Origin of the sequence: Citrobacter sp. Igbk 17, assembly GCF_028069775.1 — a bacterium.
GTDB lineage: Bacteria > Pseudomonadota > Gammaproteobacteria > Enterobacterales > Enterobacteriaceae > Citrobacter.
Window position 1 is genome coordinate 1 of record NZ_JANEWI010000004.1, and the last position, 25928, is coordinate 25928.

Annotated in this window: 25 protein-coding genes; 4 read left to right on the plus strand and 21 right to left on the minus strand. The window is 54.9% G+C overall.

Features of this window, described 5'->3' with window-relative positions; genetic code table 11:
- Positions 1-32: 32 nt before the first annotated feature.
- Positions 33-263 (plus strand): 4-amino-4-deoxy-L-arabinose-phosphoundecaprenol flippase subunit ArnE, encoded by a 231-nt coding sequence (gene arnE / locus NNO08_RS03385; RefSeq protein WP_142879317.1) that lies wholly within the window; start codon positions 33-35, stop codon positions 261-263.
- A complete protein-coding gene (gene arnF, locus NNO08_RS03390) occupies positions 263-649 on the plus strand; it encodes a 4-amino-4-deoxy-L-arabinose-phosphoundecaprenol flippase subunit ArnF (RefSeq protein ID WP_271456194.1) in 387 nt (128 codons plus the stop codon). Before arnE ends, arnF begins: the two co-directional genes overlap by 1 nt.
- 2 nt (positions 650-651) lie before the next feature.
- On the opposite strand, the gene pmrD is transcribed toward arnF, so the two are convergent.
- The 9 genes from pmrD to NNO08_RS03435 form a co-directional block, all read right to left on the minus strand.
- Positions 652-915, minus strand: coding sequence for a signal transduction protein PmrD (gene pmrD / locus NNO08_RS03395; RefSeq protein ID WP_271456195.1), 264 nt, complete (start codon positions 913-915; stop codon positions 652-654).
- 106 nt (positions 916-1021) lie between these two features.
- Positions 1022-2452 (minus strand): o-succinylbenzoate--CoA ligase, encoded by a 1431-nt coding sequence (menE, locus tag NNO08_RS03400; protein WP_271456196.1) that lies wholly within the window; start codon positions 2450-2452, stop codon positions 1022-1024.
- The gene (gene menC / locus NNO08_RS03405) at positions 2449-3411 is read right to left on the minus strand and encodes an o-succinylbenzoate synthase (RefSeq protein ID WP_271440135.1); all 963 of its coding nucleotides are present in this window, start codon (positions 3409-3411) and stop codon (positions 2449-2451) included. The genes menE and menC overlap by 4 nt, the downstream gene beginning before the upstream one ends.
- Entirely contained in the window at positions 3411-4268 is an 858-nt protein-coding gene (gene menB, locus NNO08_RS03410; protein ID WP_137384147.1) for a 1,4-dihydroxy-2-naphthoyl-CoA synthase, read from the minus strand. Before menB ends, menC begins: the two co-directional genes overlap by 1 nt.
- A 14-nt stretch (positions 4269-4282) precedes the next feature.
- Positions 4283-5041, minus strand: a complete 759-nt coding sequence (gene menH / locus NNO08_RS03415) for a 2-succinyl-6-hydroxy-2,4-cyclohexadiene-1-carboxylate synthase (protein WP_271456197.1) — start codon at positions 5039-5041, stop codon at positions 4283-4285.
- Positions 5038-6708 carry a 2-succinyl-5-enolpyruvyl-6-hydroxy-3-cyclohexene-1-carboxylic-acid synthase gene (gene menD / locus NNO08_RS03420; RefSeq protein WP_271456198.1) on the minus strand — a complete coding sequence of 557 codons (1671 nt, stop codon included), beginning with the start codon at positions 6706-6708 and terminating at the stop codon, positions 5038-5040. The genes menH and menD overlap by 4 nt, the downstream gene beginning before the upstream one ends.
- 87 nt (positions 6709-6795) lie before the next feature.
- A complete protein-coding gene (gene menF / locus NNO08_RS03425) occupies positions 6796-8094 on the minus strand; it encodes an isochorismate synthase MenF (RefSeq protein ID WP_271455128.1) in 1299 nt (432 codons plus the stop codon).
- Positions 8095-8188: 94 nt separating this feature from the next.
- The gene (gene elaB / locus NNO08_RS03430) at positions 8189-8494 is read right to left on the minus strand and encodes a stress response protein ElaB (RefSeq protein WP_271456199.1); all 306 of its coding nucleotides are present in this window, start codon (positions 8492-8494) and stop codon (positions 8189-8191) included.
- Between the two features lie 53 nt (positions 8495-8547).
- Complete coding sequence (locus NNO08_RS03435) at positions 8548-9009, minus strand: GNAT family N-acetyltransferase (RefSeq protein ID WP_271455129.1); 462 nt, start codon at positions 9007-9009, stop codon at positions 8548-8550.
- A 67-nt stretch (positions 9010-9076) separates the two neighbouring features.
- On the opposite strand from NNO08_RS03435, the gene rbn reads away from it, so the two are divergent.
- Together rbn and NNO08_RS03445 are read left to right on the plus strand one after the other, a co-directional pair.
- Complete coding sequence (rbn, locus tag NNO08_RS03440) at positions 9077-9994, plus strand: ribonuclease BN (RefSeq protein ID WP_271456200.1); 918 nt, start codon at positions 9077-9079, stop codon at positions 9992-9994.
- Positions 9995-10058: 64 nt separating this feature from the next.
- On the plus strand, positions 10059-11063 hold the full coding sequence (locus NNO08_RS03445; protein WP_271440141.1) for a chemotaxis protein: 1005 nt from the start codon (positions 10059-10061) through the stop codon (positions 11061-11063).
- A gap of 58 nt (positions 11064-11121) precedes the next feature.
- On the opposite strand, the gene nuoN is transcribed toward NNO08_RS03445, so the two are convergent.
- The 12 genes from nuoN to nuoB form a co-directional block, all read right to left on the minus strand.
- Positions 11122-12579, minus strand: coding sequence for an NADH-quinone oxidoreductase subunit NuoN (gene nuoN / locus NNO08_RS03450; RefSeq protein WP_003027689.1), 1458 nt, complete (start codon positions 12577-12579; stop codon positions 11122-11124).
- Positions 12580-12585: 6 nt separating this feature from the next.
- On the minus strand, positions 12586-14115 hold the full coding sequence (gene nuoM / locus NNO08_RS03455) for an NADH-quinone oxidoreductase subunit M (protein WP_005129465.1): 1530 nt from the start codon (positions 14113-14115) through the stop codon (positions 12586-12588).
- A 251-nt stretch (positions 14116-14366) separates the two neighbouring features.
- Positions 14367-16208 carry an NADH-quinone oxidoreductase subunit L gene (gene nuoL, locus NNO08_RS03460; protein WP_271456201.1) on the minus strand — a complete coding sequence of 614 codons (1842 nt, stop codon included), beginning with the start codon at positions 16206-16208 and terminating at the stop codon, positions 14367-14369.
- Positions 16205-16507: an NADH-quinone oxidoreductase subunit NuoK gene (nuoK, locus tag NNO08_RS03465; RefSeq protein ID WP_006683663.1), complete on the minus strand. Its 303-nt coding sequence runs from the start codon at positions 16505-16507 to the stop codon at positions 16205-16207. The genes nuoL and nuoK overlap by 4 nt, the downstream gene beginning before the upstream one ends.
- Complete coding sequence (gene nuoJ / locus NNO08_RS03470; protein WP_003028059.1) at positions 16504-17058, minus strand: NADH-quinone oxidoreductase subunit J; 555 nt, start codon at positions 17056-17058, stop codon at positions 16504-16506. Before nuoJ ends, nuoK begins: the two co-directional genes overlap by 4 nt.
- Before the next feature lie 11 nt (positions 17059-17069).
- Positions 17070-17612 (minus strand): NADH-quinone oxidoreductase subunit NuoI, encoded by a 543-nt coding sequence (nuoI, locus tag NNO08_RS03475; protein ID WP_005129470.1) that lies wholly within the window; start codon positions 17610-17612, stop codon positions 17070-17072.
- A gap of 14 nt (positions 17613-17626) precedes the next feature.
- The gene (gene nuoH, locus NNO08_RS03480) at positions 17627-18604 is read right to left on the minus strand and encodes an NADH-quinone oxidoreductase subunit NuoH (RefSeq protein ID WP_003028063.1); all 978 of its coding nucleotides are present in this window, start codon (positions 18602-18604) and stop codon (positions 17627-17629) included.
- Positions 18601-21327, minus strand: a complete 2727-nt coding sequence (nuoG, locus tag NNO08_RS03485; protein ID WP_271455131.1) for an NADH-quinone oxidoreductase subunit NuoG — start codon at positions 21325-21327, stop codon at positions 18601-18603. Before nuoG ends, nuoH begins: the two co-directional genes overlap by 4 nt.
- 81 nt (positions 21328-21408) lie before the next feature.
- A complete protein-coding gene (gene nuoF / locus NNO08_RS03490; RefSeq protein ID WP_202038192.1) occupies positions 21409-22746 on the minus strand; it encodes an NADH-quinone oxidoreductase subunit NuoF in 1338 nt (445 codons plus the stop codon).
- On the minus strand, positions 22743-23243 hold the full coding sequence (gene nuoE / locus NNO08_RS03495; RefSeq protein ID WP_271456202.1) for an NADH-quinone oxidoreductase subunit NuoE: 501 nt from the start codon (positions 23241-23243) through the stop codon (positions 22743-22745). The genes nuoF and nuoE overlap by 4 nt, the downstream gene beginning before the upstream one ends.
- A gap of 2 nt (positions 23244-23245) precedes the next feature.
- On the minus strand, positions 23246-25048 hold the full coding sequence (gene nuoC / locus NNO08_RS03500; protein WP_137384160.1) for an NADH-quinone oxidoreductase subunit C/D: 1803 nt from the start codon (positions 25046-25048) through the stop codon (positions 23246-23248).
- A gap of 211 nt (positions 25049-25259) precedes the next feature.
- Complete coding sequence (nuoB, locus tag NNO08_RS03505) at positions 25260-25922, minus strand: NADH-quinone oxidoreductase subunit NuoB (RefSeq protein ID WP_003028075.1); 663 nt, start codon at positions 25920-25922, stop codon at positions 25260-25262.
- Positions 25923-25928 lie beyond the last annotated feature (6 nt).

Here is a 25928-nt window from a genome sequence, read left to right on the forward strand (position 1 = left end):
GCCCGGTACCCGCCCACGCGCGAACACGCTATATCGCGCAGTGGATTGGTCTGGCGCTGGCCTGTCTGGGACTGGCCATGCTGCTCTGGCTGGCAGTATTGCAGAATATTCCCGTCGGTATCGCCTACCCAATGCTAAGCCTGAACTTTGTATGGGTCACGCTGGCGGCATGGAAAATCTGGCGCGAACCTGTCACAACGCGTCACTGGTTGGGGGTTGGGCTACTCATCACCGGCATCTTTATTCTTGGGAGCGCGGTGTAATGGGCATCTTTTGGGGGCTGTGTAGCGTGATTATTACGTCGGTTGCTCAGCTAAGTCTGGGGTACGCGATGGATAATCTGCCACCCATGCTGCAACCGCTGGCGTTTATCTCCGCCGTTTTTTCAACCAGCAACAGCGCATTCGCCTTATATGGCGGGCTGGTAGGTTATTTACTGTCAGTGATGTGCTGGCATAAAGCCCTGCATCAGCTCGCGCTGAGCAAAGCCTATGCCTTGCTCAGCCTCAGCTATGTGCTGGTGTGGATAGCATCAATGATTTTACCAGGCTGGCAAGGAACCTTCTCAGTAAAAGCCCTGGTGGGTGTGCTGTGTATTATGGCGGGATTAATGACCATATTCTTACCTGCCCGCCAACAGACGCCCTGAGATCATTTATCGTCAGACAGTTGTCGCAGACGCTCCCATTCTTCGCAGAGATACTGTCTGGCATCAATGATTTTTATCACTCGCGATGTGTCACGGTTAATACAATACTGGGCATCTTTTAGCGGTGACAGCAGATCGCCGACTTTTACACGCTCGCAGGCTTGCGCTTCAGCCAGCATTTTCAACGAACCACCGGTATCACAAAGTACAATATAGAGCCTCCCTGCTTTTTGGTTACAGCAAGACTTCTTCACATGCCATTCCATAGCGCACCTTTTGCTATTGATTTTCACAATAGGTTACACTTTAGCAGATAAACCAAAGGACAATGGCCAGGGAATGGCAATTATGCGAGATAAATTTAATGTTTTCTTAAGCTTTACCGTGGGTACGAACCCATTCCAGCAGCGCCCGGCGAGAAATCTTGATACCACCGCTTTTCAATTCTGCGGGTAAGGTTAGCCAACGAACGGGTTGCTGGAAACGTGCCAGCTTATCTTTCACCCATTCCGCCAGATCAATACTTCCGGCTTCGGCATCGTACTCCACAACCGCAACAGGGCGATGACCAAACTCTTCATCTTCGATTGGCACAATAAAAGCCTGCAGAACATGGGGATGCGATACAATTACGCGCTCCACCTCTTCCGGTTGGATCCCTTCTCCGCCACTGAAAAACAGGTTGTCCATCCGCCCGACAATGGTTAACTTGCCATCATGCACGATGCCACGATCGCGGGTGGCAAACCAGCCTTGCGCATTAACCAGCGGATAAAGCTGCCCGTTACGCCAGTAACCTTGCGCCATGCTGGCGGCACGAAGCCAGACTTCATCATCAACAATCCTGACTTCTCTGCCCGGTAGTGCAGAGCCGACATCTGCCTTACCATCGGCCTCTTTCGCACACACCGTGGAGGCAAATTCCGTCAACCCGTAACCGCACCAGCAGCGAATACCCAGCTCACGCGCTTGTTCAGTCAATTCAACAGGAATCGCGGCACCGCCCAGCAACACGGCCTTTAGCGATACCGGTGTGTTATTGACCAACAGTCGCCAAAGCTGCGTGGGAACCAGCGAAGCATGGGTACAACCCGCCAGCATCTGCTCTAACGGTTGCTTATCGCGCACGGTCATACGTGCGCCCGCAAACAACCAGCGCCACATAATCCCCTGACCGGAAACGTGAAATAACGGTAGCGAGAGCAACCAGTCATCGTCTTCGCCAAATGGCATCAGTGACAGCACCCCCTGCGCACTCGCCAAATGCGCCTGACAAGTATGTACCGCCGCTTTAGGCAGTCCGGTTGAGCCGGAGGTTAACGTCATTGTGCTCAAGCGCTGAGGCAACCAGACGGCAGCATGCTCGCCAGACTGTTCCAACATCCGCAGCGGTGTCAGGCCCGGAAGCGGACTTTCGCCTTCCAGATCCAGCGCAAAACGCAGCGTCAGATCCGGAATTAACACATCCAGCAACGACTGTGGCAACTGCGGGTTCACAGGTAAAATTCGTGCCCCGCACTGCAACAATGCCAGCCAGGCCAGCAGCGGACGGGGATGATTCCAGGCGCGGAGCAATATGCCATCGCCCTCTTCCACCCCTTGAGCCGCAAAGCCGCTTGCCAGACGATCGACTCGTGCACAGAGTTCGCCCCAGCTTAACACCTCATCGTTGAGGCGTAAGGCTGTCGCGTCCGCACGAGCCTGTCGCCAGTGACGCCACGGCCAGTCAGTAAAATCAGGCGTATCGGACAATCGCTCCAGGCCCGATGCGCTTGCGCCATCGGGCATTTCCCACTGGGTCATAGCAATCGTTCCAGCGCATCTATCTCAATGCACGGCAACGTACTGCCCGGCCAGGTGCGCACCTGCTGGCACTGCATCAGGCTGAGCGTATCCAGACCAGGGATAGTCTGTGGCGTCAACCAGGCAGCAATGCGCGCCAGCTGGGTTAAGCCCAGGCTCGATTCGATAGAGGAGCTGATCACGGCGGTGAGACCGAGCGCGTGTGCGGCTGCAACCTGCTCACGAACCTTGTCGAGGCTACCCGTCAGCGTAGGCTTGATGACGACCGCCTTCACGCCCTCTTCGGCCATAAAGGTGAAATCGGCTTCACGCAGACTTTCATCCCAGGCAATGGCAATCCCTGTTTCACGTGAGAACGCGCGGGAATCATCACGGGTTTTACACGGCTCTTCGAGGAAGGCAATGCGCCCGCGATACTCAGGATTGACATATTTCGCAAACTGCTGGGCTTTCAGCGGCGTCCAGGCACGATTGGCATCAAGCCGCAGGTGCAGTTCCGGGATCGCCTCCAGCAACAGGTTGACGACCATACCGTCGCGAACAGCTTCATACAGACCGACTTTTACCTTCGCAACTTTCTCGCCAGGCATGTCTGCCAATTGCAGCACCAGATCGTCAGGATCACCGGTACACAACGGCGCAGCACGATAGTCCGCCGCCTCAGGCAACGTACCCGCAAGCTCGGCCAGCGCACAGCTAACACCAAATGCAACGGCAGGCAGCTGTGGCAAGGATGAATCCCCCTGCAGCCAACCGTTGACCCAGGCCAGCAGCGCAGTTTGCGCCTCTTCCCAGGTTTCCTGGCTGAAGCCCGGTAGTGGAGAGATCTCTCCCCACCCTTCGCGCTCGCCGTCACGAAGACAAACGTACAGCCCGTCACGCGTTTTTAACCGCCTGTCACGCAAAATCACCCCCGCGTCCATGGGGATCTGCCAACGGTATACCTGCGCGCTACGCATTACGGATTCCGTTTGAATTTGCTGAAGTCAGGCTGGCGTTTCTGGTTAAAGGCGTTACGGCCTTCCTGACCTTCTTCAGTCATGTAGAACAGCATGGTCGCGTTACCGGCCAGTTCCTGCAGACCCGCCTGACCATCGCAGTCGGCATTCAGTGCAGCTTTCAGACAACGCAGCGCCATCGGGCTGTTTTGCAGCATTTCACGACACCAGCGCACCGTCTCTTTTTCCAGATCGACCAGTGGAACCACGGTATTGACCAGGCCCATATCCAGCGCCTGTTTTGCATCGTATTGACGGCACAGGAACCAGATTTCACGTGCTTTTTTCTGACCGACGATACGCGCCATGTAGGACGCACCCCATCCTCCGTCGAAGGAACCGACTTTCGGGCCAGTCTGACCAAAGATGGCGTTTTCAGCCGCAATAGTCAGATCGCACATCATGTGCAGCACATGGCCACCACCGATGGAATACCCTGCCACCATCGCGACAACCGGTTTCGGACAGGTACGAATTTGGCGCTGGAAGTCCAGCACGTTCAGATGATGCACGCCGGAGTCATCCTGGTATCCGCCGTAATCGCCACGTACTTTCTGATCGCCACCCGCGCAGAACGCTTTATCGCCCGCACCGGTCAGAATAATCACGCCAATATTGTCATCATAGCGAGCATCCGCCAGCGCCTGAATCATCTCTTTGACGGTGACAGGACGGAAAGCATTGCGTACCTGCGGACGATTAATGGTGATTTTTGCGATACCGTCGGTGGATTTCTCATAGCGAATGTCGGTGTAGCCTTCAGAGCAGTCGAGCCATTCTACCGGTGCGTAAAGCATTGTTTCATCAGGATAGATCATAAAATGTCCTATAGTCAGCGACGCAGAATCTGAGCCAGACAGTCCACCACGCCAGCGGGATTGTCCCGATGCGCGTTGTGTCCGGCGTTACGAATCACATGGTTCGGTACGGATATTTCCGCCGCCAGAGCGCGGAATTTATCGTCACGTTCACCACATAAATAATAAAACGGAAATGTGCGCGTTTTTAGTTGCACACGTAAATCAGGTTGTACGGCCAGCGAGGTGGCTTCCAGCATTGCCGCCAACGTTTCACCCTTATTCTGGCAGCGTAAAGCGACCAGCGCCTCTCTTTCGGTCGTATCCAGCGAAGCGAAAACCGGTTGCTGGTACCAGTCATTAAACACATCGTGCAACGGCTCACGGCGAAAACGTGCGGCCCAACGACCATCTGAAAGACGACGCTGAACGCGCTCATCTTCATGTTGTAAGCCAGGGTGCCCACCTTCAACAACCAGACCGCAGAGTCCCGGCATCCCCTGACAGGCCGCCATCATTGCGGCTCTGCCGCCAAGGGAATATCCCACCAGCCAGTAGTTAAGTATGTTGTAACTAAGCAGCGTGTTACGCAGCAAATCGCTGACGTCATCAAATCCGTTCACGCTGATATCAGCAGAACCGCCGTGGCCAGGCAGGTCGATATACAACCGCGAATAGTCGGGGAATGCTTCACCGACCGCCTGCCATTCCCGGCGATCGCCGGAAAATCCGTGCAGGAAAACCAGCCAGGGGAAATCCACCTGACCCGTGTTCGCCTGCGCGTGCAGGATCATAGATGACTGACCTGCGCCAGCAGTTGCTGCAGGGTTTGCGCCCCGTCAGTTTCATTCACTACCAGCTCAATCACCGTTGCCGCCGGAGTACGCCAGGCGTTCGTCAGCGCGCTCTCCAGTTGCGCCCAGTTCTCCGGGCGGTGATATTTGAGGTCAAACATAGCCGCGGCATGCTCAAAATGGACGTTCTGCGGCATCAGATAGAACCGTTCGCGCTCGCTTGCTGGCGTCGGCAGCAGGGAGAAAATCTGTCCGCCGTTATTATTCACCACAATCAGGACAAACGGTGCGGAAACCTGGCGCAAAAGCGCCAGCGCATTCAGGTCATACAGCGCGGATAAATCGCCAACAATAGCCAGCGTTGATTTCGCACTGGCACGCTGTACGCCTGCCGCCGTTGATAGCAGACCGTCAATGCCGCTCGCACCGCGATTGCTGTAAACCGGGAAACCTGCCGGAAGCTGAGACAGTGCATCAATCAACCGTACAACCAGGCTGTTCCCCACAAACAGCTGCCCCTGCTCCGGTAAGTACTCACGGATACGGTGGGCTAATTGCGCTTCACCAAACGTGTCACGGCGGGCTTCTACCGCCTGCCATGCTTGTTGCGCCAGCCGCGGGATCTCCACACACCAGGGCTGGCGTTTCTCTGCCGGATGCAGCTCCAGCCAGTCGCCCACTTTTGCCACCAGCCGGCGTCCACGATGATGAGCCGGATCCAGACGTCCTTCGATATTGTCGACAATCCAGAATTCCTGTGGGTCGCAATTGGCCTGCCATTGCAGCAGTCGTTTACCGGTCAGACTACTGCCGAGCTGCACCACAATCTGCGCCTGCTCTAATTCAGCGACCGCTTTCGCGTTCCCCAGCCACAGATCGGCGCAGGGCAACGGCTGTCCGGTTTGCGACAGCACATCACCAATGAGTGGCCAGCCTAACGTCTGCGCCCAGAGCGCAACTTTCTTGCCCTCTTCGGCGCTCATGCGCCCGGCAAGTACCACCCCACGTTTTTGCCGCCAGAAGAACCAGTCGCGCTGTTTGTCGCTTTCCAGCCGACGCGCTTCACGCAACCAGGGTTTGTCATCCTGCCACCAGTCGCCCAGGCGCTGCTGCCACTCAATGCCCGTGTCGTCCATCTCGCCATACAGCGGCTCCGCAAACGGGCAGTTAATATGTACCGCACCGCTGTGCAGTGAGGCCAGGGCGTTATCGAGGGTAGACACCAGCCAGCTTGCCGGAATGTCCTGCGTCGGACGCGGTAAAGAGAGCGTTTGCGACGGATGTGACGCAAACATGCCGGCCTGACGAATCGCCTGGTTAGCGCCACAGTCAATAAGCTCAGGCGGTCTGTCAGCAGTGAGTAAAATCAGTTTTTCACCGGTCAGCCCTGCTTCAATCAGCGCCGGATACAAATTCGCTACCGCCGTACCAGAGGTGACAATAACGGCAACAGGTTGCCTGCTGACTTTCGCCAGGCCTAAGGCGAGATGTCCCAGTCCGCGCTCGTCAAAATGGGTATGATGAATGAAAGCGGGATTTTCCGCTGCCGCTAAAGTCAACGGCGTCGAACGAGAGCCAGGGGCAATGCAAACATGCCTGACGCCGTGGCGAGTGAGTGCTTCCAGAATGACCGCCGCCCAGCGTCGGTTAAATGCGCTTACTGACATGAGATTGTCCGGTATCAATATTGCGACACAGTATAAAGAATCGAATAAATGGATTTTTGATATGAGTCGGGAATATACACGAAATCATTATCCTTCCATCTGTAATAAAGTACGTAACCCTGCCGCTTTATTATCTATTTCTTGCCATTCTTGCTCAGGATCTGAACCGCGCACGATCCCCGCCCCGGCATACAGGCGTACGACGTTTGCGCTAATTTTCGCTGAACGTAATGACACGCAAAACTCGCTCTGACGCAATGAAAGATAACCCGCGGAACCGGCATACCACTCGCGTTCAAAGGGTTCATTATGTTGGATAAATTCACGCGCCAGCTCGCGCGGAATACCCGCTACGGCTGCAGTAGGCTGTAGTTGTACCAGGCAAAGCGTATCGTCCGCCTGATTGAGCGCAGTCCAGATACAGCGGCGCAGATGCTGTACTTTGCGCAGTCTGAGTACCTGCGGCGGCAGGACATCGAGGGTTTGCGTACAGTTTTGCAGCCGTTGGCAAATATCTTCCACCACCAACATGTTCTCACGCTGATTTTTATCGTCCTTCATCAGCCATTCACCAAGTTGCCAGGCGCGATGATCGTCAGGGTGATTGGCGACTGTTCCGGCCAGCGCCTCAGTGCGCAGTGCCGTGTCTCGCCGTCTATACAGACGTTCAGGGGAAGAACCAAGAAAAGCAGATTCGGCGGAAAACGCCATATAGAAGTGGTAACAGTTGAGATTTAAACGACGACTGGAGGCCATAACCGCCGCGGCATTAACTGGCTGAGAAAACTGTAAATCGGTCGCACGCGCCAGCACCACTTTGTCGAGTTCTTCCTCAGCAATGGTCTGCGTGGCAAGCTCAATAAGGTGAACCCAACCGTCTTTATCCGGCCAGTGCTGTTCTCCCGTCAAAAACAAACGCAATGCGGGAAGCGGTTTTACCTGCGCAAGTGTTGAAATAAATGCAGCGGCCTGCGCGGCATCTTCACGCAACGACACGTCGCTATACAGATGTAGTCGTAAGGTCGCAACCCCGGCACAGCGTCGCCATTCCAGGCGAGGCAGCAATAAATTACCGCGCTGCGGCTCAAACGCATTCAGGCCCCAGACACGCAGTTCGGGGTGATTATCATGTTGGCGTAAAAACCGTTGGGCGGATTCCAGTGAGGTGAATGTCGCAACGGCGCCCAGCACAGCCGCTTCTTCATCGCCGTTACGTTGCTGCCAGTAAAACTGAGGCCAGACGGGCTGGCTGGCCAGCCATCCTAAAGCGTCAAAAGCATCGTTCAGTGGGAAAGGTATGTCGTAAATACGAATGCCAGGTGCTGCCGGTATCTCTTGCGACAAAATGCGCATCAGATTTTCCAGCGCAGTAGTGATTGAATGCACGCGGACCTCTCCCTGTTAAAAACCTCTCATTATACGGGGTACTGAGCAGAAAAAGCAGTACCCCCGTATAGGGAGTGCGATGACAGCGCTATATTTATCGCCGTGCCAGCAATAATCCCATCACTAAACCAACTGTCGCCCCCACGCCGATCCCACGCCAGGGTTTTTCGTGTACATAGTCATCTGCCCGGCAAACTGCCTGCTTTGCTCGATAATAGTAACTGTCAGAGGCGTGACTAACGCGGTTTCTCACCTCTTCTAACGCCTGCTCAGCCCGCGCTTTCAACTCAAGGTATTTCTGGTCGGAAGGATCGCCGGAAGAACGTAGCACTTCTGCCAACGTTTCGCTCAACAATTCCAAATCGTCATCAATACGTGATTCGTAAGAATGAAAAGACATTATATTCTCCCTTTCTATTGACGTACCCGCTAACTATAGACGACAGGGGCTGTTTACGCTTGATGACCCTCACGCGCCATGCCGATGTGTGGAATACCATCTTCGTCATAGATCTCCGTGACTGGAACAAAACCAAATTTTGCATAAAACGATTGCAGATGCGCCTGGGCCCCCAGGTATAACGCCTTATGCGGCCAATGCTGCGTACAGGAGGCCAGCGTTTGCGTCATTAACTGCTGTCCCAATTTTTCGCCGCGTAGCGCTTCGCTGACAATCACCCGGCCAATCACTACCGGCTCCAGATCATCGTCACTTTTCAGAATCCTCGCATACGCCACCAGTTCATCATTATGCCATCCCAGAATGTGACGGTTCTCGCCGACTAAGTCGTCGCCATCCACGTCCTGATACGGACATTGCTGCTCAACAACAAATACCGCGCAGCGAAGCTGAAGAATGGCATACAGCTCCTGAACACTCAGCTTTGCATGATGGAGATCTTGCCAGTGGATCATTGTCTGCCCCTTTGTTGTGATAACCTGAACACCCTGCCTCATTAATGGCGAAAAGTGTAACGTAAAGATGGAATTACTATTTTTAGGTACGTCTGCGGGAGTTCCCACACGTTCTCGCAATGTAACGGCAATATTACTGAATCTGCAACACCCTACTCAGGCAGGTTTGTGGCTTTTTGATTGCGGCGAAGGGACGCAGCATCAAATGCTTAGCACCCCGTTCAACCCGGGCAAACTTGATCGTATTTTTATCAGTCATCTGCATGGCGATCACCTTTTTGGTTTGCCGGGGTTGCTGTGCAGCCGTTCAATGGCGGGAAACGTCCAGCCATTGACGCTTTATGGCCCGAAAGGGTTACGAGAATTTACCGAAACAGCCTTGCGACTAAGCGGCTCCTGGACCGATTACCCGCTGGATATTGTAGAAATCACCGCCGGTGAGATTGTGGATGACGGCCTGCGCAAAGTGACCGCGTTTCAACTGGAACATCCGCTGGAGTGCTACGGTTTTCGTGTTGAAGAACACGACAAACCCGGCGCGCTTGATGCCAACGCGCTCAAAGCGGCAGGCGTTAAACCAGGCCCTTGTTTTCAAGATCTCAAAGCGGGAAAAACTATCGTGCTGGAAGACGGGCGCACCATTAACGGGGCCGATTTTCTCGCCCCGGCGATTAAGGGAAAGTCCGTCGCCATTTTCGGTGATACCGGACCCTGTGCGAGCGCTATCGAACTGGCAAAAGGGGTGGACGTGATGGTACATGAAACCACGCTGGATTCGTCAATGGAGGAGAAAGCCAACAGCCGCGGGCATAGCTCCACCCGGCAGGCCGCACAACTGGCACGGGACGCTGGTGTGGGCAGACTCATCATGACCCACGTCAGCTCACGCTACGATGCAAAGGGCTGCCAGCGGTTACTTGAAGAGTGCAGAGCGCTGTTCCCGGCAACGGAACTGGCTCACGATTTCGCCATTTTCACCGTTTAACGCTTTATTTTTCCGCCTCAATGCCGATAACAGTGGAAAGGCTGGCTTTCACACTGAGGACAGGATGAACAATTTCCAGAAAGATATTGATGACAGGACCAATCTAACCTTGTCTAACCGCTTTGAGCTGCTGCTGTTTCGCCTCGGCAAATCGGTTGAAGAGCAAAAATCAGAGCTGTTTGGCATCAACGTTTTCAAACTCCGTGAAATCGTTCCGATGCCGACATTTACACGCCCTGCCGGCATGAAGGCTCCGCTGTTAGGCATGGTGAATATCCGGGACCAGGTGATTCCGGTGATCGACCTGCCTGCTGTCGCCGGATGTAAACCCGAAACCGGGCTTAATATCCTGTTGATCACAGAGTACGCCCGCAGCGTACAGGCGTTTGCGGTGGAGTCAGTAGAGAACATTATGCGCCTCGACTGGCAGCAGGTGCACACTGCAGAGAAAGCCGTCAATGGTCGATACATCACCAGTATTGCTTGTCTGGACGACGACAAAGAAACCAACAATTTGGCACTGGTGCTTGATGTCGAACAGATCCTGTATGACATTGTGCCGTCCAACCACGATTTACGTGCAACCGACCTGAAAACCAGCAAATTCAATATCACGCCGGGTGCGGTGGCCATTGTTGCGGAAGACTCCAAAGTTGCGAGGGCGATGCTGGAGAAAGGACTGAACGCGATGGAAATTCCGCATCTGATGCATGTCACCGGCAAAGATGCCTGGGACAAAATTCAGCAACTCTCCGAAGAGGCACAAGCGGAGGGTAAGCCTGTCAGCGAGAAAATCGCCCTGGTGCTTACCGATCTGGAAATGCCGGAGATGGACGGTTTCACACTGACCCGTAAGATTAAAACCGACGAGCGTCTGAAGAAGATCCCGGTTGTCATCCACTCTTCACTGTCCGGTAGCGCCAACGAAGATCACGTTCGCCGGGTTAAGGCCGATGGCTACGTGGCAAAATTCGAGGTCAACGAATTATCTTCTGTGATTCAGGAAGTGATGGAGCGCGCAGCAAAAGATGTTAGTGGTCCTTTGGTGAGCCGTCAGCTTTCCGCCTGATAGCCCTGACCCCATAAAAAAACCCGCCGAGGCGGGTTTTTTCGTTTCAGCGTATCGCTTACATCAGCGGCGTCGCCAGCTGCACGATGCTGATCAGCGGTTGTGGGTAGATACCCAGCACCAGCACCAGCAGTGCAGAGATCAGCACCACGATACCGCCCGCGCTGTACTGCCAGTTAGACGGTGCATCGCGGTTCAGTTGCTGCGGTGCGCTCAGATACAGGCTCACAGCAACGCGCAGGTAGTAGTACAAACCAATCGCGGAGCCGACCACCACAGCGGCAACCAGCCACCACAGGTTAGCCTGCACACCGACGGCCAGTACGTAGAATTTACCGATAAAACCCAGCGTCATCGGGATACCCGCCAGAGACAGCATCATCACCGTCATCACTGCCGCGAGGATCGGACGATGCCAGAACAGACCACGGTAGGAGAACAGAGAATCTGCATCCGGACCACGGTACGGGCTGGACATCAGGCTGACCACACCGAACGCGCCGAGGCTGCTGAACAGATAACCAGCCAGATACACGCCTACTGCTTCCATTGACATCTCGCCGCTCTGCAGAGCAATCAGCGCCACCAGCAGGTAGCCGAGGTGAGAGATAGAAGAGTAACCGAGCAGACGTTTAATGTTGGTCTGGCTCAGCGCCATCAGGTTACCGAAGATGATAGAAGCAAAGGCAATCACGCCCAGCACGATACGTACCGCTTCGCTGTCGCCAACCGGCGCATACAGGAACAGACGCATCACCACGCCGAAGATAGCGATTTTGCTCGCCGTCGCCAGGAAGGTGGAAACCGGGGCCGGAGCACCCTGGTATACGTCTGGCGTCCACAGGTGGAACGGAACCAGCGAGAGTTTAAAGCCGAGGCCCACGATCATCAGACCGAAGCCCGCCAGCAGCAGCGGCTCATGCAGCATGCCGTCACCGAGGCTCTTACCAAGTGCAACGAACGACAGGTTGCCGGACTGTGCGTACACCAGCGCCATACCAAACAGCAGGAAGGAAGACGCTGCGGCAGACAGGATGGTGTACTTGATACTGGCTTCCAGTGAACGCTTCTGACGGAAGGCATAACCGACCAGGCCAAACAGCGGCAAAGAGATCAGTTCGATACCGAGGAACAGCGCCGCCAGATGGTTAGCATTGGCGAGCAGAATTCCACCCAGCGCGGCAATCAGCACCAGCAGGTAGAACTCTTCCCGGTTGTCGTCGTAGCCTTCCAGCCATGGGTAAGCAAAGGTACAGGTAGCAAGACTCGCCAGCAGTACCAGCCCGGTGTAGAGCATGGCGAAACCGTCGACCCGCATCAGCGGGGTGACGTCCATGGCGCCCGCCTGGCCAACAAACCAGAGCGAAACCAGCGCGGCGTTAAGCCCAATGACCGACAGAGTGGCATTGAGGAAGTGATTGCGTCGCCACGCAATGGAGAGCATCACAACCACCACCGTCAAGCCGACGATCAGCAGCGGTAGCAGCGCAATCAGGTGTTGTGGAGTTATTGTCATGGCGATTTACGGCCTTGTAGTAGTAACGGAATTAACAAACCACTGCTGGATGTTGCTCATCGCAGAATGCGAGGTATCCAGAATCGGCTGCGGATAGAAGCCAAGCAGTACCAGAAGCACGACCAGCAACAGGATGATAAACAGCTCACGCAGCGACATCCCTGGCAGTTCAACACTGGCAATCTGGCTCTTCGCTTTACCGAAGTAAGCGCGATGCAGCATCGCCAGCGAGTATACAGAAGCAAACACCAGACCAAAGGTTGAGATCACCGTAATGACCGGAACCACCTGGTAGCTGCCGAACAGAATCATGAATTCGCCAACAAAGTTACCTGTACCCGGCATACCCAGCGTACAAACGGCGAAGAACATGGACAGTGCAGGCAACCATTTCATTTTGCCCCACAGGCCGCCCATCATACGCATATCACGCGTGTGCAGACGTTCGTACAACTGTCCACACAGAATGAACAGACCGGCTGCGGACAGACCGTGAGCGATCATCTGGATAACCGCACCCTGGTACGCCAGCTGGCTGCCGGTGTAGATAGCAATCAGTACGAAGCCCATGTGCGATACGGAGGTGTAGGCAATCAGACGTTTGATATCGTACTGATTAAAGGCCATCCACGCGCCGTAGAAGATACCGATAACACCCAGCCACATCGCGATAGGTGCGAACTCCGCCGACGCGTTAGGGAACAGTGGCAGAGAAAAGCGCAGCAGGCCGTAAGCCGCGGTTTTCAGCAAAATCCCCGCCAGGTCAACGGAACCTGCGGTCGGTGCCTGGGAGTGTGCATCTGGCAACCAGCCATGCAGCGGAACCACCGGCATTTTCACCGCAAACGCGATGAAGAAGCCCAGCATCAGCAGATATTCCACACCGTGGGACATCGGGGTATTCAGCAGCTCTTCATAGTTGAAGGTCCACACACCGGTCGCTTTATAGTGCACAAACACCAGCGCCAGGATGGCAATCAACATCACCAGACCACTCGCCTGGGTATAAATGAAGAACTTGGTCGCCGCCGTGATACGCGTTTTACCGTCAGAGGCTTTATGCCCCCACAACGCGATCAGGAAGTACATCGGCACCAGCATCATTTCCCAGAAGAAGAAGAACAGGAACATGTCGATGGCAAGGAACACGCCGATAACGCCGCCCAGAATCCACATCAGGTTCAGGTGGAAGAAGCCCTGGTATTTTTCGATTTCATTCCAGGAGCACAGTACCGCCAGAACACCGAGCAGACCGGTCAGCACTACCATCAGCAGCGATAAACCGTCGATTGCTAAGTGAATAGAGATGCCGAAACGCGGGATCCACGGCAGGATAAACTCAGACTGCCACTGCGGAATGCCAGCGGATTGCGTCAGTGAATAGCCACCCTGCAACCACAGTTGCAGGCCAAGCGCCAGCGTCAGCCCCATGGTAATCAGCGCTATCCAGCGCGGCACCTTCACGCCAAAGCGTTCGGTCTGCCAGCACAGGAAGCCACCGATAAAGGGGATTAATATCAACCAGGGTAATAACATAGCTAAGTATGTCCCTTATATTTACTCCTGCTCAGGCTGTCTCACGCGTCAGCCCAAATCCCGGCAGTGCTCGCAATCCTCACGTACTTCAGTACGCTCCGGTTGCTCTGCGCTGGCGGTATTCGGTCTGACTTCGCCGATGACGCCTGTACTTCAGGAACAGATTTTCAACGAATTCTAAAAATTATTTTTGGGTTTGTAGGCCGGATAAGCGAAGCGCCATCCGGCAATCGTTCATCCAGCCAACAAACTCAACGCAGTACCATCAACAGTGCCAGTACAACGACAGCGCCAATGCTCATTGATGCCACATACCAGCGCAGATAGCCGTTCTCGCTTAACAGCAGGCCTTTACCTGCAAAGCGGGAAAGGATAGCCGGGATGTTCATCATTGCGTTCAGCGGATCGCGTTTCAGCAGCCAGGCGATGCCGAGGAACGGCTTAACGAACACTTTGTCGTACAGCCAGTCAAAGCCCCAGGCGTTATACCACCAAGTCCCCAGCAGACGGCCTGGCGCACTGTTGGCAATCGACGTCACCAGCGTACGTTTACCCAGCCACAGCCATGCCGCGATCAGGATGCCCGCAATCGCTACGATACCGGAGGTAATTTCCAGCGTCATGACGCGACCATGCTCAAGCTCGGTCGTTGTAGGCAGAACACCCTGCAGCGGCGGCACAATCAGCGCACCAACGAAGGTGGACAGGATCATCAGCACAATCAGCGGCAGATGATGGGTAATCCCCTTCCCTGCGTGAGCGTGAATTTGTTCTTTACCGTGGAACACGATGAAAATCATACGGAAGGTGTACAGAGAGGTCATGAACGCACCGACCAGACCTGCAACCATCAGATTGATATGACCGTTCGCCATCGCACCGGCCAGAATCTCATCCTTACTGAAGAAGCCTGCGGTAATCAGCGGCAGAGCCGACAGCGCCGCGCCACCAATCAGGAAGCAAAGATACACCAGCGGAATAGACTTACGCAGGCCGCCCATCTTGAAGATATTCTGTTCGTGGTGGCAAGCCAGGATAACCGAGCCGGATGCCAGGAACAGCAACGCTTTAAAGAAGGCATGCGTCATCAGGTGGAAAATCGCCGCATCCCATGCCTGTACGCCAAGCGCCAGGAACATGTAGCCAATCTGGCTCATAGTGGAGTAAGCGAGCACACGTTTGATGTCGGTTTGGACCAGCGCGGCAAACCCTGCCAGCACCAGCGTGATAGCACCAATAATCCCTACCAGATGCAGAATTTCCGGGGTCATCAGGAACAGACCATGGGTACGTGCAATCAGGTAGACACCGGCGGTAACCATCGTCGCGGCGTGGATAAGCGCGGAAACAGGCGTCGGGCCCGCCATCGCGTCTGCAAGCCAGGTCTGCAACGGCAGCTGCGCAGATTTACCCACCGCACCGCCCAGCAGCATCAGGGTTGCCCACATCAGCATGTTGTTACCGTCTGCAAAGTGCGCAGGCGCCAGTTCCACCATTTCGCGGAAATTCAGCGTACCCAGCTCGTTGTAGAGGATAAACAGTGCGAAGGCGAGGAATACGTCACCGACACGGGTTACCACGAAGGCTTTCATTGCCGCTGCGCCATTCTTCGGATCAGTATAATAGAAACCGATCAGCAGATAGGAGCACAGCCCTACGCCTTCCCAGCCGAGATACATCAGCAGCAGGTTATCCGCCAGTACCAGAACCACCATGCTGGCGATAAACAGGTTGGTGTAGGCGAAGAAACGAGAGTAGCCCTCTTCCCCGCGCATGTACCAGGAGGCGAACATGTGGATCAGGAAACCAACGCCGGTTACCACCGAGAGCATAGTCAGCGACAGGCCGTCCAACACCAGGTTAAAACCGATGTTGAAGTCGCCGACCGACATCCACGTCCACAGCGGCTGGCTGTAGGCTTGTTGACCATTGGCAAAGAAGTCAACGCCAACAAACGCCGTCACCAGCGCAGCCAGGCCAATAGAGCCAACGCCCACGGTAGCGGACAGATTTTCTGACCAACGACCGCGAGAGAACGCCAGTAATACAAAGCCAATAAATGGCAGAATAATGGTTAAAGCAAGCATGTTCATCCACGCATCTCACTTACTGAATCGATGTTCAGGTTCTGGCGACGGCGATGAAGTTGCAGCAACAGTGCAAGTCCAATGCTCGCTTCAGCAGCCGCGAGGCTGATGGCAAGAATGTACATCACCTGACCATCGGTCTGGCCCCAGTAGCTCCCGGCGACCACGAAGGCCAGCGCGGAGGCATTAATCATGATTTCCAGCCCAATCAGCATAAACAGCAGATTGCGGCGGATAACCAGACCAGTTAAACCCAGTACGAATAAGACAGCCGCGAGGATCAGTCCATGTTGTAAGGGGATCATGCGTGCTCCTCCGTTTTTCTTTTCGCGCGGTCATCAGTGCGATTGCTCAGCACTTCACCGGAACGCTCTTCGCGACCGACGTGGAAGGCCACAACCAGACCCGCCAACAACAGCATCGAAGCCAGTTCAACCGCCAGAACATAAGGTCCAAACAGGGAAATGCCGACTGCTTTCGCGCTGATTGGCGTACCGTCAATGCCCTGATCGTTAACACCCAGGATGGCATACACAATCACCACCAGCATGATGGCCGACAAAATCGCCGGGCCAATCCACACCTGCGGCTTCAGCCACTGACGTTCCTGTTCGATTTCAGAACCACCGAGGTTGAGCATCATCACCACGAACACGAACAGCACCATGATGGCACCCGCGTAGACGATAATTTCCAGCGCACCCGCGAAGTAAGCGCCTAACGAGAAGAACACCCCAGAAATCGCCAGCAGCGAAATAATCAGGTACAGCAGTGCGTGTACCGGATTGGTGTGGGTGATCACCCGCAAGGTTGCGAGAATGGCTATCAGGCCACAGATATAAAAAGCGAACTCCATTGCCCCTCTCCTTACGGTAACAGGCTCTTGACGTCGATAGGCTTAGCTTCGTTCTCTGCTTCGCCTTTATCTTTGCCGTCGATTGCCATACCTGCCATCCGGTAGAAGTTATATTCCGGGTATTTGCCCGGACCGGAGATCAGCAGATCCTCTTTCTCGTAAACCAGGTCCTGGCGCTTGTATTCACCCAGCTCGAAATCTGGAGTCAGCTGAATAGCCGTTGTCGGACAGGCTTCTTCGCACAGACCACAGAAAATGCAGCGTGAGAAGTTAATGCGGAAAAACTCCGGATACCAGCGGCCATCTTTGGTCTCTGCTTTTTGCAAAGAGATACAGCCAACCGGACACGCTACCGCACACAGGTTACAGGCAACGCAGCGCTCTTCACCGTCTGGATCACGGGTCAGTACGATACGACCACGAAAACGGGGCGGTAGATAGACCGGCTCTTCCGGGTACATCTGCGTTTCGCGTTTTGCGAACGCATGCAGGCCGATCATCCAGATACTACGTACCTGGGTGCCGAAGCCTACTAACAATTCTTTTAAGGTCATGGTCTTTGTGTCCCTTATTGCGCCTGCCACAGAATGACAGCCGCCGTTACCAGCAAGTTGACGAGCGTCAGCGGCAGACAGACTTTCCAGCCGAAGGACATTACCTGGTCATAACGAGGACGCGGTAACGACGCACGAATCAAAATGAACATCATCATGAAGAACGCGGTTTTCAGCGCGAACCAGACGAATGGCGGTAAGAACGGGCCATGCCAGCCACCGAAGAACAGGGTAACCATCAGTGCAGAAATGGTAACGATACCGATGTACTCACCCACGAAGAACAGACCGAATTTCATACCGGAATATTCAATGTGGTAACCGTCGGCCAGTTCCTGCTCGGCTTCTGGCTGGTCAAACGGGTGACGGTGGCACACCGCTACGCCCGCGATGGCAAAGGTAACAAAACCAAAGAACTGCGGAATAACGTTCCAGATATCGGCCTGGTTATTGACGATGTCGGTCATGTTAAATGAACCGGCCTGCGCCACCACACCCATCAGGGACAATCCGAGGAACACTTCGTAGCTCAGCGTCTGCGCAGACGCACGCATCGCACCGAGCAGCGAGTATTTGTTGTTGCTCGACCAACCGGCGAACAGCACCGCGTAGACCGCGAGGCCTGCCATCATCAGGAAGAACAAGATCCCGATGTTCAGGTCAGCAACCACCCAGTTCGGACTCACTGGCACAATAGCAAAGGCCAGCAGCAGCGAGGTGAAGGCGATCATCGGTGCCAGAGTAAAGATGACGCGATCCGAGAATTTCGGGATCCAGTCTTCTTTAAAGAACATCTTGATCATATCCGCAACCAGCTGGAGTGAACCACCCCAGCCCACACGGTTCGGTCCGTAACGGTTCTGGAACAGACCCAGCAGACGACGTTCACCAAAGCTCATGAATGCCCCGCAGGTGACCACCACCAGCAGGATCACCACCGCTTTGAGAATGCTCAGCAGGATCTCAATCAGATCGGGTGTAATCCAACTCATTGTTGTGCCTCCTGCAGATCCTCAAGACGCGCACCTGCCAGAACCGGCGCGATGCCAGGCATGCCCATCGGCAAACCAACCTGCCCTGCCGTTAAGCCTTCAGCGATTTCAACCGGCAGCGTGACCGTGTTGCCATCGTAGCTGAAAGAAACGCGCGTGCCGGCATTGACACCCAACTTCGCGGCATCTGCCGGGTTGAGTTTGATGTACGGCTGCGGCATGCGGGTCTGGAAGACCGGTGCACGCTGGGACATTTCATCACTACCAAACAGATGGTAGTACGGTGCGATACGCCACTGACCATCCTGAGCCTTGAAGCTGTCCGGAATGGTGGTGAAGTAATCCAGGCCACCTTCAGATGCTTCAATCAGACGCACGCCCGGATCGCCATGACGCAGTTTACCGCCCACTTCATCCTGGAACTTGTTCCACGCTTGCGGGGAGTTCCAGCCTGGTGCCCAGGCAAACGGAATTTGTGAACGCGGTGCAGACGGCTGGTTGTTCCCTTCCATCGAGAAGGCGAACATGGTGTCTTTATCCTGCGGCTGGCGCGGTTCGTGCACGCTGATGTTAGCGCGCATTGCCGTACGACCGCTGTAACGGTGTGGCTCACGCGCCAGTTTCTGCCCACGAATACGGAAGCTGGCATCCGGTGCGGCATCTTTAATACCCGCCAGCTGCGGCAGCTTCTCAACGACCGCATCGATAACGTGGTCGAGCTGCGTCCAGTCCACTTCACGGCTCTGTACGGTGCTGTGCAGCGAATGCAGCCAGCGCCAGCTTTCCAGCATGATGGTGTTGCTGTCGTAATAGGACGGGTCATAGACCTGGAAGAAACGCTGTGCACGGCCTTCGTTGTTGATAACCGTACCGTCGCTTTCGGCAAAGCTAGCGGCGGAAAGCACCAGATGGGCATTTTCCATGATTGCTGTACGCTGATGGTCAACGACCAATACCAGCGGCGCTTTAGCCAGCGCAGCATTTACGCGAGTCGCTGAAGCATGGCGATGCAAATCGTTTTCCAGCACCACAACGGCGTCAGCACGACCTGTTTCCAGTTCAGTCAGCGCATCGTCAAGGGAACCACCGCCAATCATGCCCAGGCCCATGCTGTTAACAGAGCGGGCAATCATGGTGATGCCAACATCTGCGCCACGGCCTTTTAGCGCCTTCGCCACGTTAGCAGCAGCCTGAATCACTTCGGCGCTACCGGCGTTGGTGCCGGAAATAATCAGCGGTTTCTTCGCCCCGGCCAGTGCCTGAACGATAACATCAATTTTGTTCTGCAGGTCACGGTCGATGCCGTCAACCGCCGGTGCGTTGTTATCCAGCGCATGGGCGATAGCGAAACCTAAACGCGCCTGATCTTCAACCGGTGCACGGTAGGTCCATGCCGCGATATCATCCAGACGCGTGTTATCGACGTTGGTCACGAACAGCGGGTGTTTGGCACGCTGGCCAATGTTAAGGATTGCGGCGATCTGCCAGTCGGCCACTTTCTGTGCCGCTGCCATTTCACGCGCTTTCCCCTTCACCGCCTGACGCACAGCCAGCGCAACACGCGCCCCGGTCTGGGTCACATCTTCACCCAGCACCAGGACCGCGTCGTAAGATTCGATTTCGCGCAGAGCCGGGGTATGAATACCGCCGTCACGCAGCACGCTCAGCGCCAGTTGCAGACGTTCCTGCTCACCCTGGGCGATACCGGTATAGAAGTTATCCGCACCCACCAGTTCACGCAGCGCGAAGTTGCTTTCAACGCTGGCACGCGGGGAGCCGATGCCGATCACTTTCTTCGACTGACGCAGAATATCTGCCGCCCCCTGCATCGCCTGCTCAGCGTTCAGGGTGATCAGGTCATCACCACGACGCTGGACCGGCTGACGCGGACGGTCTTTCAGGTTCACGTAGCCATAGCCAAAACGACCACGGTCGCAGAGGAAGTAGTGGTTAACGGTACCGTTGTAGCGGTTTTCGATACGACGCAGTTCGCCGTAGCGCTCGCCCGGGCTGGTGTTACAGCCAATGGAACACTGCTGGCAGATGCTCGGCGCAAACTGCATATCCCATTTACGGTTATAACGCTCGGAGTGCGTTTTATCAGTGAACACACCGGTCGGGCAGATTTCTACCAGGTTACCGGAGAATTCGCTCTCAAGCGTACCGTCTTCCGGACGACCAAAATAGACGTTGTCATGTGCGCCATACACGCCCAGATCCGCGCCGTCCGCATAATCTTTGTAGTAACGCACGCAGCGATAGCAGGCGATGCAGCGGTTCATTTCGTGAGAGATGAATGGCCCCAGATCCTGATTGCGGTGAGTACGCTTAGTAAAGCGGTAGCGACGGAAGCTATGACCGGTCATAACGGTCATATCCTGAAGGTGGCAGTTACCCCCCTCTTCACAGACCGGACAGTCGTGTGGGTGGTTAGTCATCAACCATTCCACCACGCTTTCACGGAATTGCTTCGCTTCTTCGTCGTCGATAGAAATAAAAGTGCCTTCGGTAGCCGGTGTCATACATGACATCACCAGGCGACCACGCGTATCTTCCGCGTTTTGATATTGCTTCACCGCACACTGGCGGCAAGCACCGACGCTCCCAAGCGCCGGGTGCCAGCAAAAGTATGGAATATCAAGGCCGAGAGACAGACAAGCTTCCAGCAGATTGTCCGCTCCGTTGACCTCATATTCTTTGCCGTCTACATGAATCGTAGCCATAGTCAGCATGCTTCCAGTTATCTTAGTCAGGGACTAAGCGTTAATCGAATTACTTATCGCGATGCAGGAGTAAACCCGCAATTACCAGCGCTCTTTCAGCAGGTTCGGCTGAATACCACTAATTACGTGGGTATTGCTGAAAGTCTGCTTAATGCCAGCTTCGAATTCTTCGCGGAAATATTTAATGGCGCTCTGCAGCGGTTCAACCGCGCCCGGTGCGTGTGCACAGAAGGTTTTACCCGGACCGAGGAAACGACACAGTTGCTCAAGTGTCTCGATATCCCCTGGCTGGCCTTCACCACGCTCCAGCGCACGCAGAATTTTCACACTCCACGGCAGACCGTCACGGCACGGCGTACACCAGCCGCAGGACTCGCGGGCAAAGAACTCTTCGAGGTTGCGCACCAGCGGTACCATGCCAATCTCGTGGTCAACCGCCATCGCCAGTGCTGTACCCAGACGGCTACCTGCTTTACCGATGCTTTCGAATTCCATCGGCAAGTCGAGATGTGCCTCAGTGAGGAAGTCGGTTCCCGCACCACCTGGCTGCCAGGCTTTGAACTTCAAGCCATCACGCATGCCGCCCGCGTAATCTTCGAGGATTTCACGCGCAGTCGTGCCAAATGGCAGCTCCCACAGGCCCGGATTCTTCACGCGACCAGAGAAGCCCATCAGTTTGGTGCCCGCGTCTTTGCTCTTCGAAATGTTCTGGTACCACTCCACGCCATTTGCGAGGATAGCCGGTACGTTACACAGGGTTTCGACGTTGTTCACGCAGGTCGGTTTACCCCATGCACCAGAGCTTGCCGGGAACGGCGGCTTGGAGCGCGGGTTCGCGCGGCGACCTTCGAGGGAGTTAATCAGTGCGGTTTCTTCACCGCAGATGTAACGCCCTGCCCCGGTGTGCACGAACAGTTCGAAATCGAAACCGGTGCCCATGATGTTTTTACCAAGCAGACCGGCTTCGGTCGCTTCGGCAATCGCGCGGCGCAGATGCACAGCCGCTTCGATATACTCACCGCGCAGGAAGATGTAACCACGGTACGCTTTCAGCGCAAACGCGGAGATCAACATACCTTCTACCAGCAGGTGCGGCAGCTGTTCCATCAGCAGGCGGTCTTTATAGGTGCCCGGCTCCATTTCATCGGCGTTACACAGCAGGTAACGGATGTTCATGGATTCGTCTTTCGGCATCAGGCTCCACTTCAGACCGGTGGAAAAACCTGCGCCGCCGCGCCCTTTCAGGCCAGCGTCTTTTACCTGATTGACGATTTCATCCGGTGACAGCCCGGTCAGGGCCTTACGCGCACCTTCATAACCGTTCTTGCTACGGTATTCGTCCAACCAGACTGGCTGTTTATCATCGCGCAGACGCCAGGTCAGCGGATGTGTTTCGGGAGTACGGATAATGTCTTTCATTTATACCGCTCCAACAGTTCGGGAATGCCTTCCGGGGTTAAGTGAGCATGGGTATCGTCATCGATCATCATGTTCGGCCCCTTGTCGCAGTTCCCCAGGCAACAGGTCGGCAGCAGCGTAAAGCGACCATCAAAGGTCGTCTGCCCCGGCTTGATGTTGAGTTTTTTCTCCAGCGCAGCCTGGATCCCCTGGTAGCCATTAATATGGCACACGACGCTGTCACAATAGCGGATCACGTGGCGACCGACCGGCTGGCGGAAGATCTGGCTGTAGAATGTCGCAACACCTTCGACGTCGCTTGCCGGGATACCCAGCACGTCAGCGATCGCGTAGATCGCCCCATCCGGCACCCAACCACGCTGTTTCTGAACGATTTTCAGCGCTTCAATGGACGCCGCACGCGGGTCTTCGTAGTGGTGCTTCTCGTGCTCAATCGCTTCACGCTCAGCCGCACTCAGCTCAAAAGCCTCGGTTTGTGATTGTTGATTCTCGTGCATAATTAGCGGTCCACATCTGACATTACAAAATCGATACTACCCAGATGGACGATAAGGTCGGACACCAGGCTGCCACGTACTGCTACCGGGATCTGCTGCAAGTGCGCATAACTCGGGGTACGGATACGAGTACGGTAACTCATGGTGCTGCCATCGCTGGTCAGGTAGTAACTGTTGATACCCTTGGTCGCTTCCACCATCTGGAAGGACTCGTTCGCCGGCATAACCGGGCCCCACGAAACCTGCAGGAAGTGGGTGATCAGGGTTTCGATATGTTGCAGCGTGCGCTCTTTCGGCGGCGGCGTGGTCAGCGGGTGATCCGCTTTGAACGGGCCTTCCGGCATATTATTGAGGCACTGCTCAAGGATGCGCAGACTCTGGCGCAGCTCTTCAACTTTCAGCATGACGCGGGTATAGCAGTCGGACACACCACCACCAACCGGAACTTCAAAGTCAAAGTTCTCATAACCAGAGTACGGACGTGATTTACGCACGTCAAAATCAATACCCGTCGCACGCAGCGCAGCACCGGTACAGCCCCAGTCCAGCGCTTCTTTTTTGCCGTATGCGGCAACGCCCTGAGAACGACCTTTCAGGATGGTGTTACGCAGTGCTGCTTTCTCGTAGGAATCCAGACGCTTCGGCATCCAGTCAAGGAAGTCACGCAGCAGTTTGTCCCAACCGCGCGGCAGATCGTGTGCGACACCACCGATACGGAACCAGGCCGGGTGCATACGGAAACCAGTGATCGCTTCGACAACGTCATAGATTTTCTGACGGTCGGTAAAGGCGAAGAATACCGGAGTCATTGCGCCGACGTCCTGAATGAACGTGGAGATGTACAGCAGGTGGCTGTTGATGCGGAACAGTTCGGAGAGCATGACGCGAATCACGTTCACGCGATCCGGTACGGTAATGCCCGCCAGCTTTTCGACTGCCAGCACGTACGGCATTTCGTTTACGCAGCCGCCGAGGTATTCAATACGGTCAGTGTACGGAATATAGCTGTGCCAGGACTGACGCTCACCCATCTTTTCAGCACCACGGTGGTGGTAGCCGATGTCAGGTACACAGTCGACGATTTCTTCGCCATCAAGCTGCAGGACAATACGGAACGCACCGTGAGAAGACGGGTGGTTAGGACCGAGGTTGAGGAACATGAAGTCCTCATTTTCGGTGCTACGCTTCATGCCCCAATCTTCTGGCTTGAAGGTCAGTGATTCCATTTCCAGATCCTGTTTGGCTTTGGTCAGCTCAAACGGATCGAATTCAGTCGCACGCGCTGGATAGTCTTTACGCAGCGGATGGCCTTCCCAGGTATGCGGCATCAGTAGACGCGTCAGGTGTGGGTGGCCTTCGATATCGATGCCAAACATTTCCCAGGTTTCACGCTCATACCAGTTGGCGTTCGGGAACAGTTTGGTGAAGGTCGGTACGCGCAGGTCGTTTTCAGACAATGCCACCTTGAGCATGATATCGCGATTGCGTTCAATGGAGATCAGGTGGTAGAAAACGGAAAAATCCGCGGCAGGTAATCCTTCGCGGTGCGTACGCAGACGTTCATCCATGCCGTGTAAGTCAAACAGCATGACGTAAGGTTTCGGCAGTCTCTTTAAGAAATCGCCAACTTCGAGTAACTGTTCACGCTTGACCCAGACAACGGGTACCCCGGTGCGAGTCGCCTGAACGGTAAAGGCATCCGGCCCAAAACGGTTGCGCAGTTCGCCAATGACCGGGTCATCGAGGTGATCCCGTGTTTGCCATGCAGCGTCTTGCGCGGTTAAGTCGGTCATATTGTTCACCATTGCAAATGGTTCGTGGTAGTCGGCAGTGCTTCGCGCTGTTTATCCACTTCATCCTTCAAGCTGTCTCGGTGTTGGCTGCCTTCCCTCACCCCAGTCACTTACTGATGTAAGCTCCAGGGGATTCGCTCAGTTGCCGCCTTGATACACCTTGAATGATTTTGTGTATGTCTAATAGTTCACGAAGCGCAATGTTGCTGCCGACAGGCGCAAATTAAATCTCGTCTGGTGTACGAAGATTCGTTACAGCAATACGTTCGCCGCGTTTACGCTCGCGTTCTGACTGCATATTGGCGCGATAAACGCCCTGATCGCCAACCACCCAGGAGAGCGGACGGCGTTCTTTGCCAATGGAGTCTTGCAGCAGCATCAGTGCCTGCATGTACGCTTCTGGACGCGGCGGACATCCCGGGATGTACACATCTACCGGAATAAATTTATCAACGCCCTGCACTACCGAGTAGATATCGTACATACCGCCGGAGTTGGCGCATGCGCCCATGGAAATAACCCATTTAGGTTCCAGCATCTGATCGTAGAGGCGCTGAATAACCGGGGCCATTTTGGTAAAGCAGGTTCCGGCTACGACCATCAGGTCAGCCTGACGCGGTGATGCACGCAGAACTTCCGCACCAAAACGGGCCACGTCATGCACGGCGGTAAACGAAGTCACCATCTCTACGTAGCAGCAGGAAAGGCCAAAGTTGTATGGCCAAATTGAGTTTTTACGGCCCCAGTTAACCATGTCATGCAGCTTGCCCATGAACACGTTTTTGTTAACTTCTTGCTCCAGGGGGTCGGTTACGATCTCCTGTTTTTGCAGGGGGTAACGGTCGTTCTCACCGTTAGGATCTATGCGGGTGAGCGTATAATCCATCTTAAT

Coding starts and splice junctions, on each gene's coding strand:
- nuoF (WP_202038192.1), bottom strand. CDS start 22,746: ATGAAAGACATTATCCGTACTCCCGAAACACATCCGCTGACCTGGCGT.
- nuoI (WP_005129470.1), bottom strand. CDS start 17,612: ATGACCTTAAAAGAATTGTTAGTAGGCTTCGGCACCCAGGTACGTAGT.
- arnF (WP_271456194.1), top strand. CDS start 263: ATGGGCATCTTTTGGGGGCTGTGTAGCGTGATTATTACGTCGGTTGCT.
- nuoH (WP_003028063.1), bottom strand. CDS start 18,604: ATGAGTTGGATTACACCCGATCTGATTGAGATCCTGCTGAGCATTCTC.
- menC (WP_271440135.1), bottom strand. CDS start 3,411: ATGCGTAGCGCGCAGGTATACCGTTGGCAGATCCCCATGGACGCGGGG.
- nuoJ (WP_003028059.1), bottom strand. CDS start 17,058: ATGGAGTTCGCTTTTTATATCTGTGGCCTGATAGCCATTCTCGCAACC.
- nuoL (WP_271456201.1), bottom strand. CDS start 16,208: ATGAACATGCTTGCTTTAACCATTATTCTGCCATTTATTGGCTTTGTA.
- nuoB (WP_003028075.1), bottom strand. CDS start 25,922: ATGGATTATACGCTCACCCGCATAGATCCTAACGGTGAGAACGACCGT.
- rbn (WP_271456200.1), top strand. CDS start 9,077: ATGGAATTACTATTTTTAGGTACGTCTGCGGGAGTTCCCACACGTTCT.
- nuoM (WP_005129465.1), bottom strand. CDS start 14,115: ATGTTATTACCCTGGTTGATATTAATCCCCTTTATCGGTGGCTTCCTG.
- menH (WP_271456197.1), bottom strand. CDS start 5,041: ATGATCCTGCACGCGCAGGCGAACACGGGTCAGGTGGATTTCCCCTGG.
- nuoG (WP_271455131.1), bottom strand. CDS start 21,327: ATGGCTACGATTCATGTAGACGGCAAAGAATATGAGGTCAACGGAGCG.
- nuoE (WP_271456202.1), bottom strand. CDS start 23,243: ATGCACGAGAATCAACAATCACAAACCGAGGCTTTTGAGCTGAGTGCG.
- NNO08_RS03445 (WP_271440141.1), top strand. CDS start 10,059: ATGAACAATTTCCAGAAAGATATTGATGACAGGACCAATCTAACCTTG.
- nuoK (WP_006683663.1), bottom strand. CDS start 16,507: ATGATCCCCTTACAACATGGACTGATCCTCGCGGCTGTCTTATTCGTA.
- pmrD (WP_271456195.1), bottom strand. CDS start 915: ATGGAATGGCATGTGAAGAAGTCTTGCTGTAACCAAAAAGCAGGGAGG.
- NNO08_RS03435 (WP_271455129.1), bottom strand. CDS start 9,009: ATGATCCACTGGCAAGATCTCCATCATGCAAAGCTGAGTGTTCAGGAG.
- menD (WP_271456198.1), bottom strand. CDS start 6,708: ATGTCAGTAAGCGCATTTAACCGACGCTGGGCGGCGGTCATTCTGGAA.
- menB (WP_137384147.1), bottom strand. CDS start 4,268: ATGATCTATCCTGATGAAACAATGCTTTACGCACCGGTAGAATGGCTC.
- menE (WP_271456196.1), bottom strand. CDS start 2,452: ATGACCCAGTGGGAAATGCCCGATGGCGCAAGCGCATCGGGCCTGGAG.
- nuoN (WP_003027689.1), bottom strand. CDS start 12,579: ATGACAATAACTCCACAACACCTGATTGCGCTGCTACCGCTGCTGATC.
- nuoC (WP_137384160.1), bottom strand. CDS start 25,048: ATGGTGAACAATATGACCGACTTAACCGCGCAAGACGCTGCATGGCAA.
- elaB (WP_271456199.1), bottom strand. CDS start 8,494: ATGTCTTTTCATTCTTACGAATCACGTATTGATGACGATTTGGAATTG.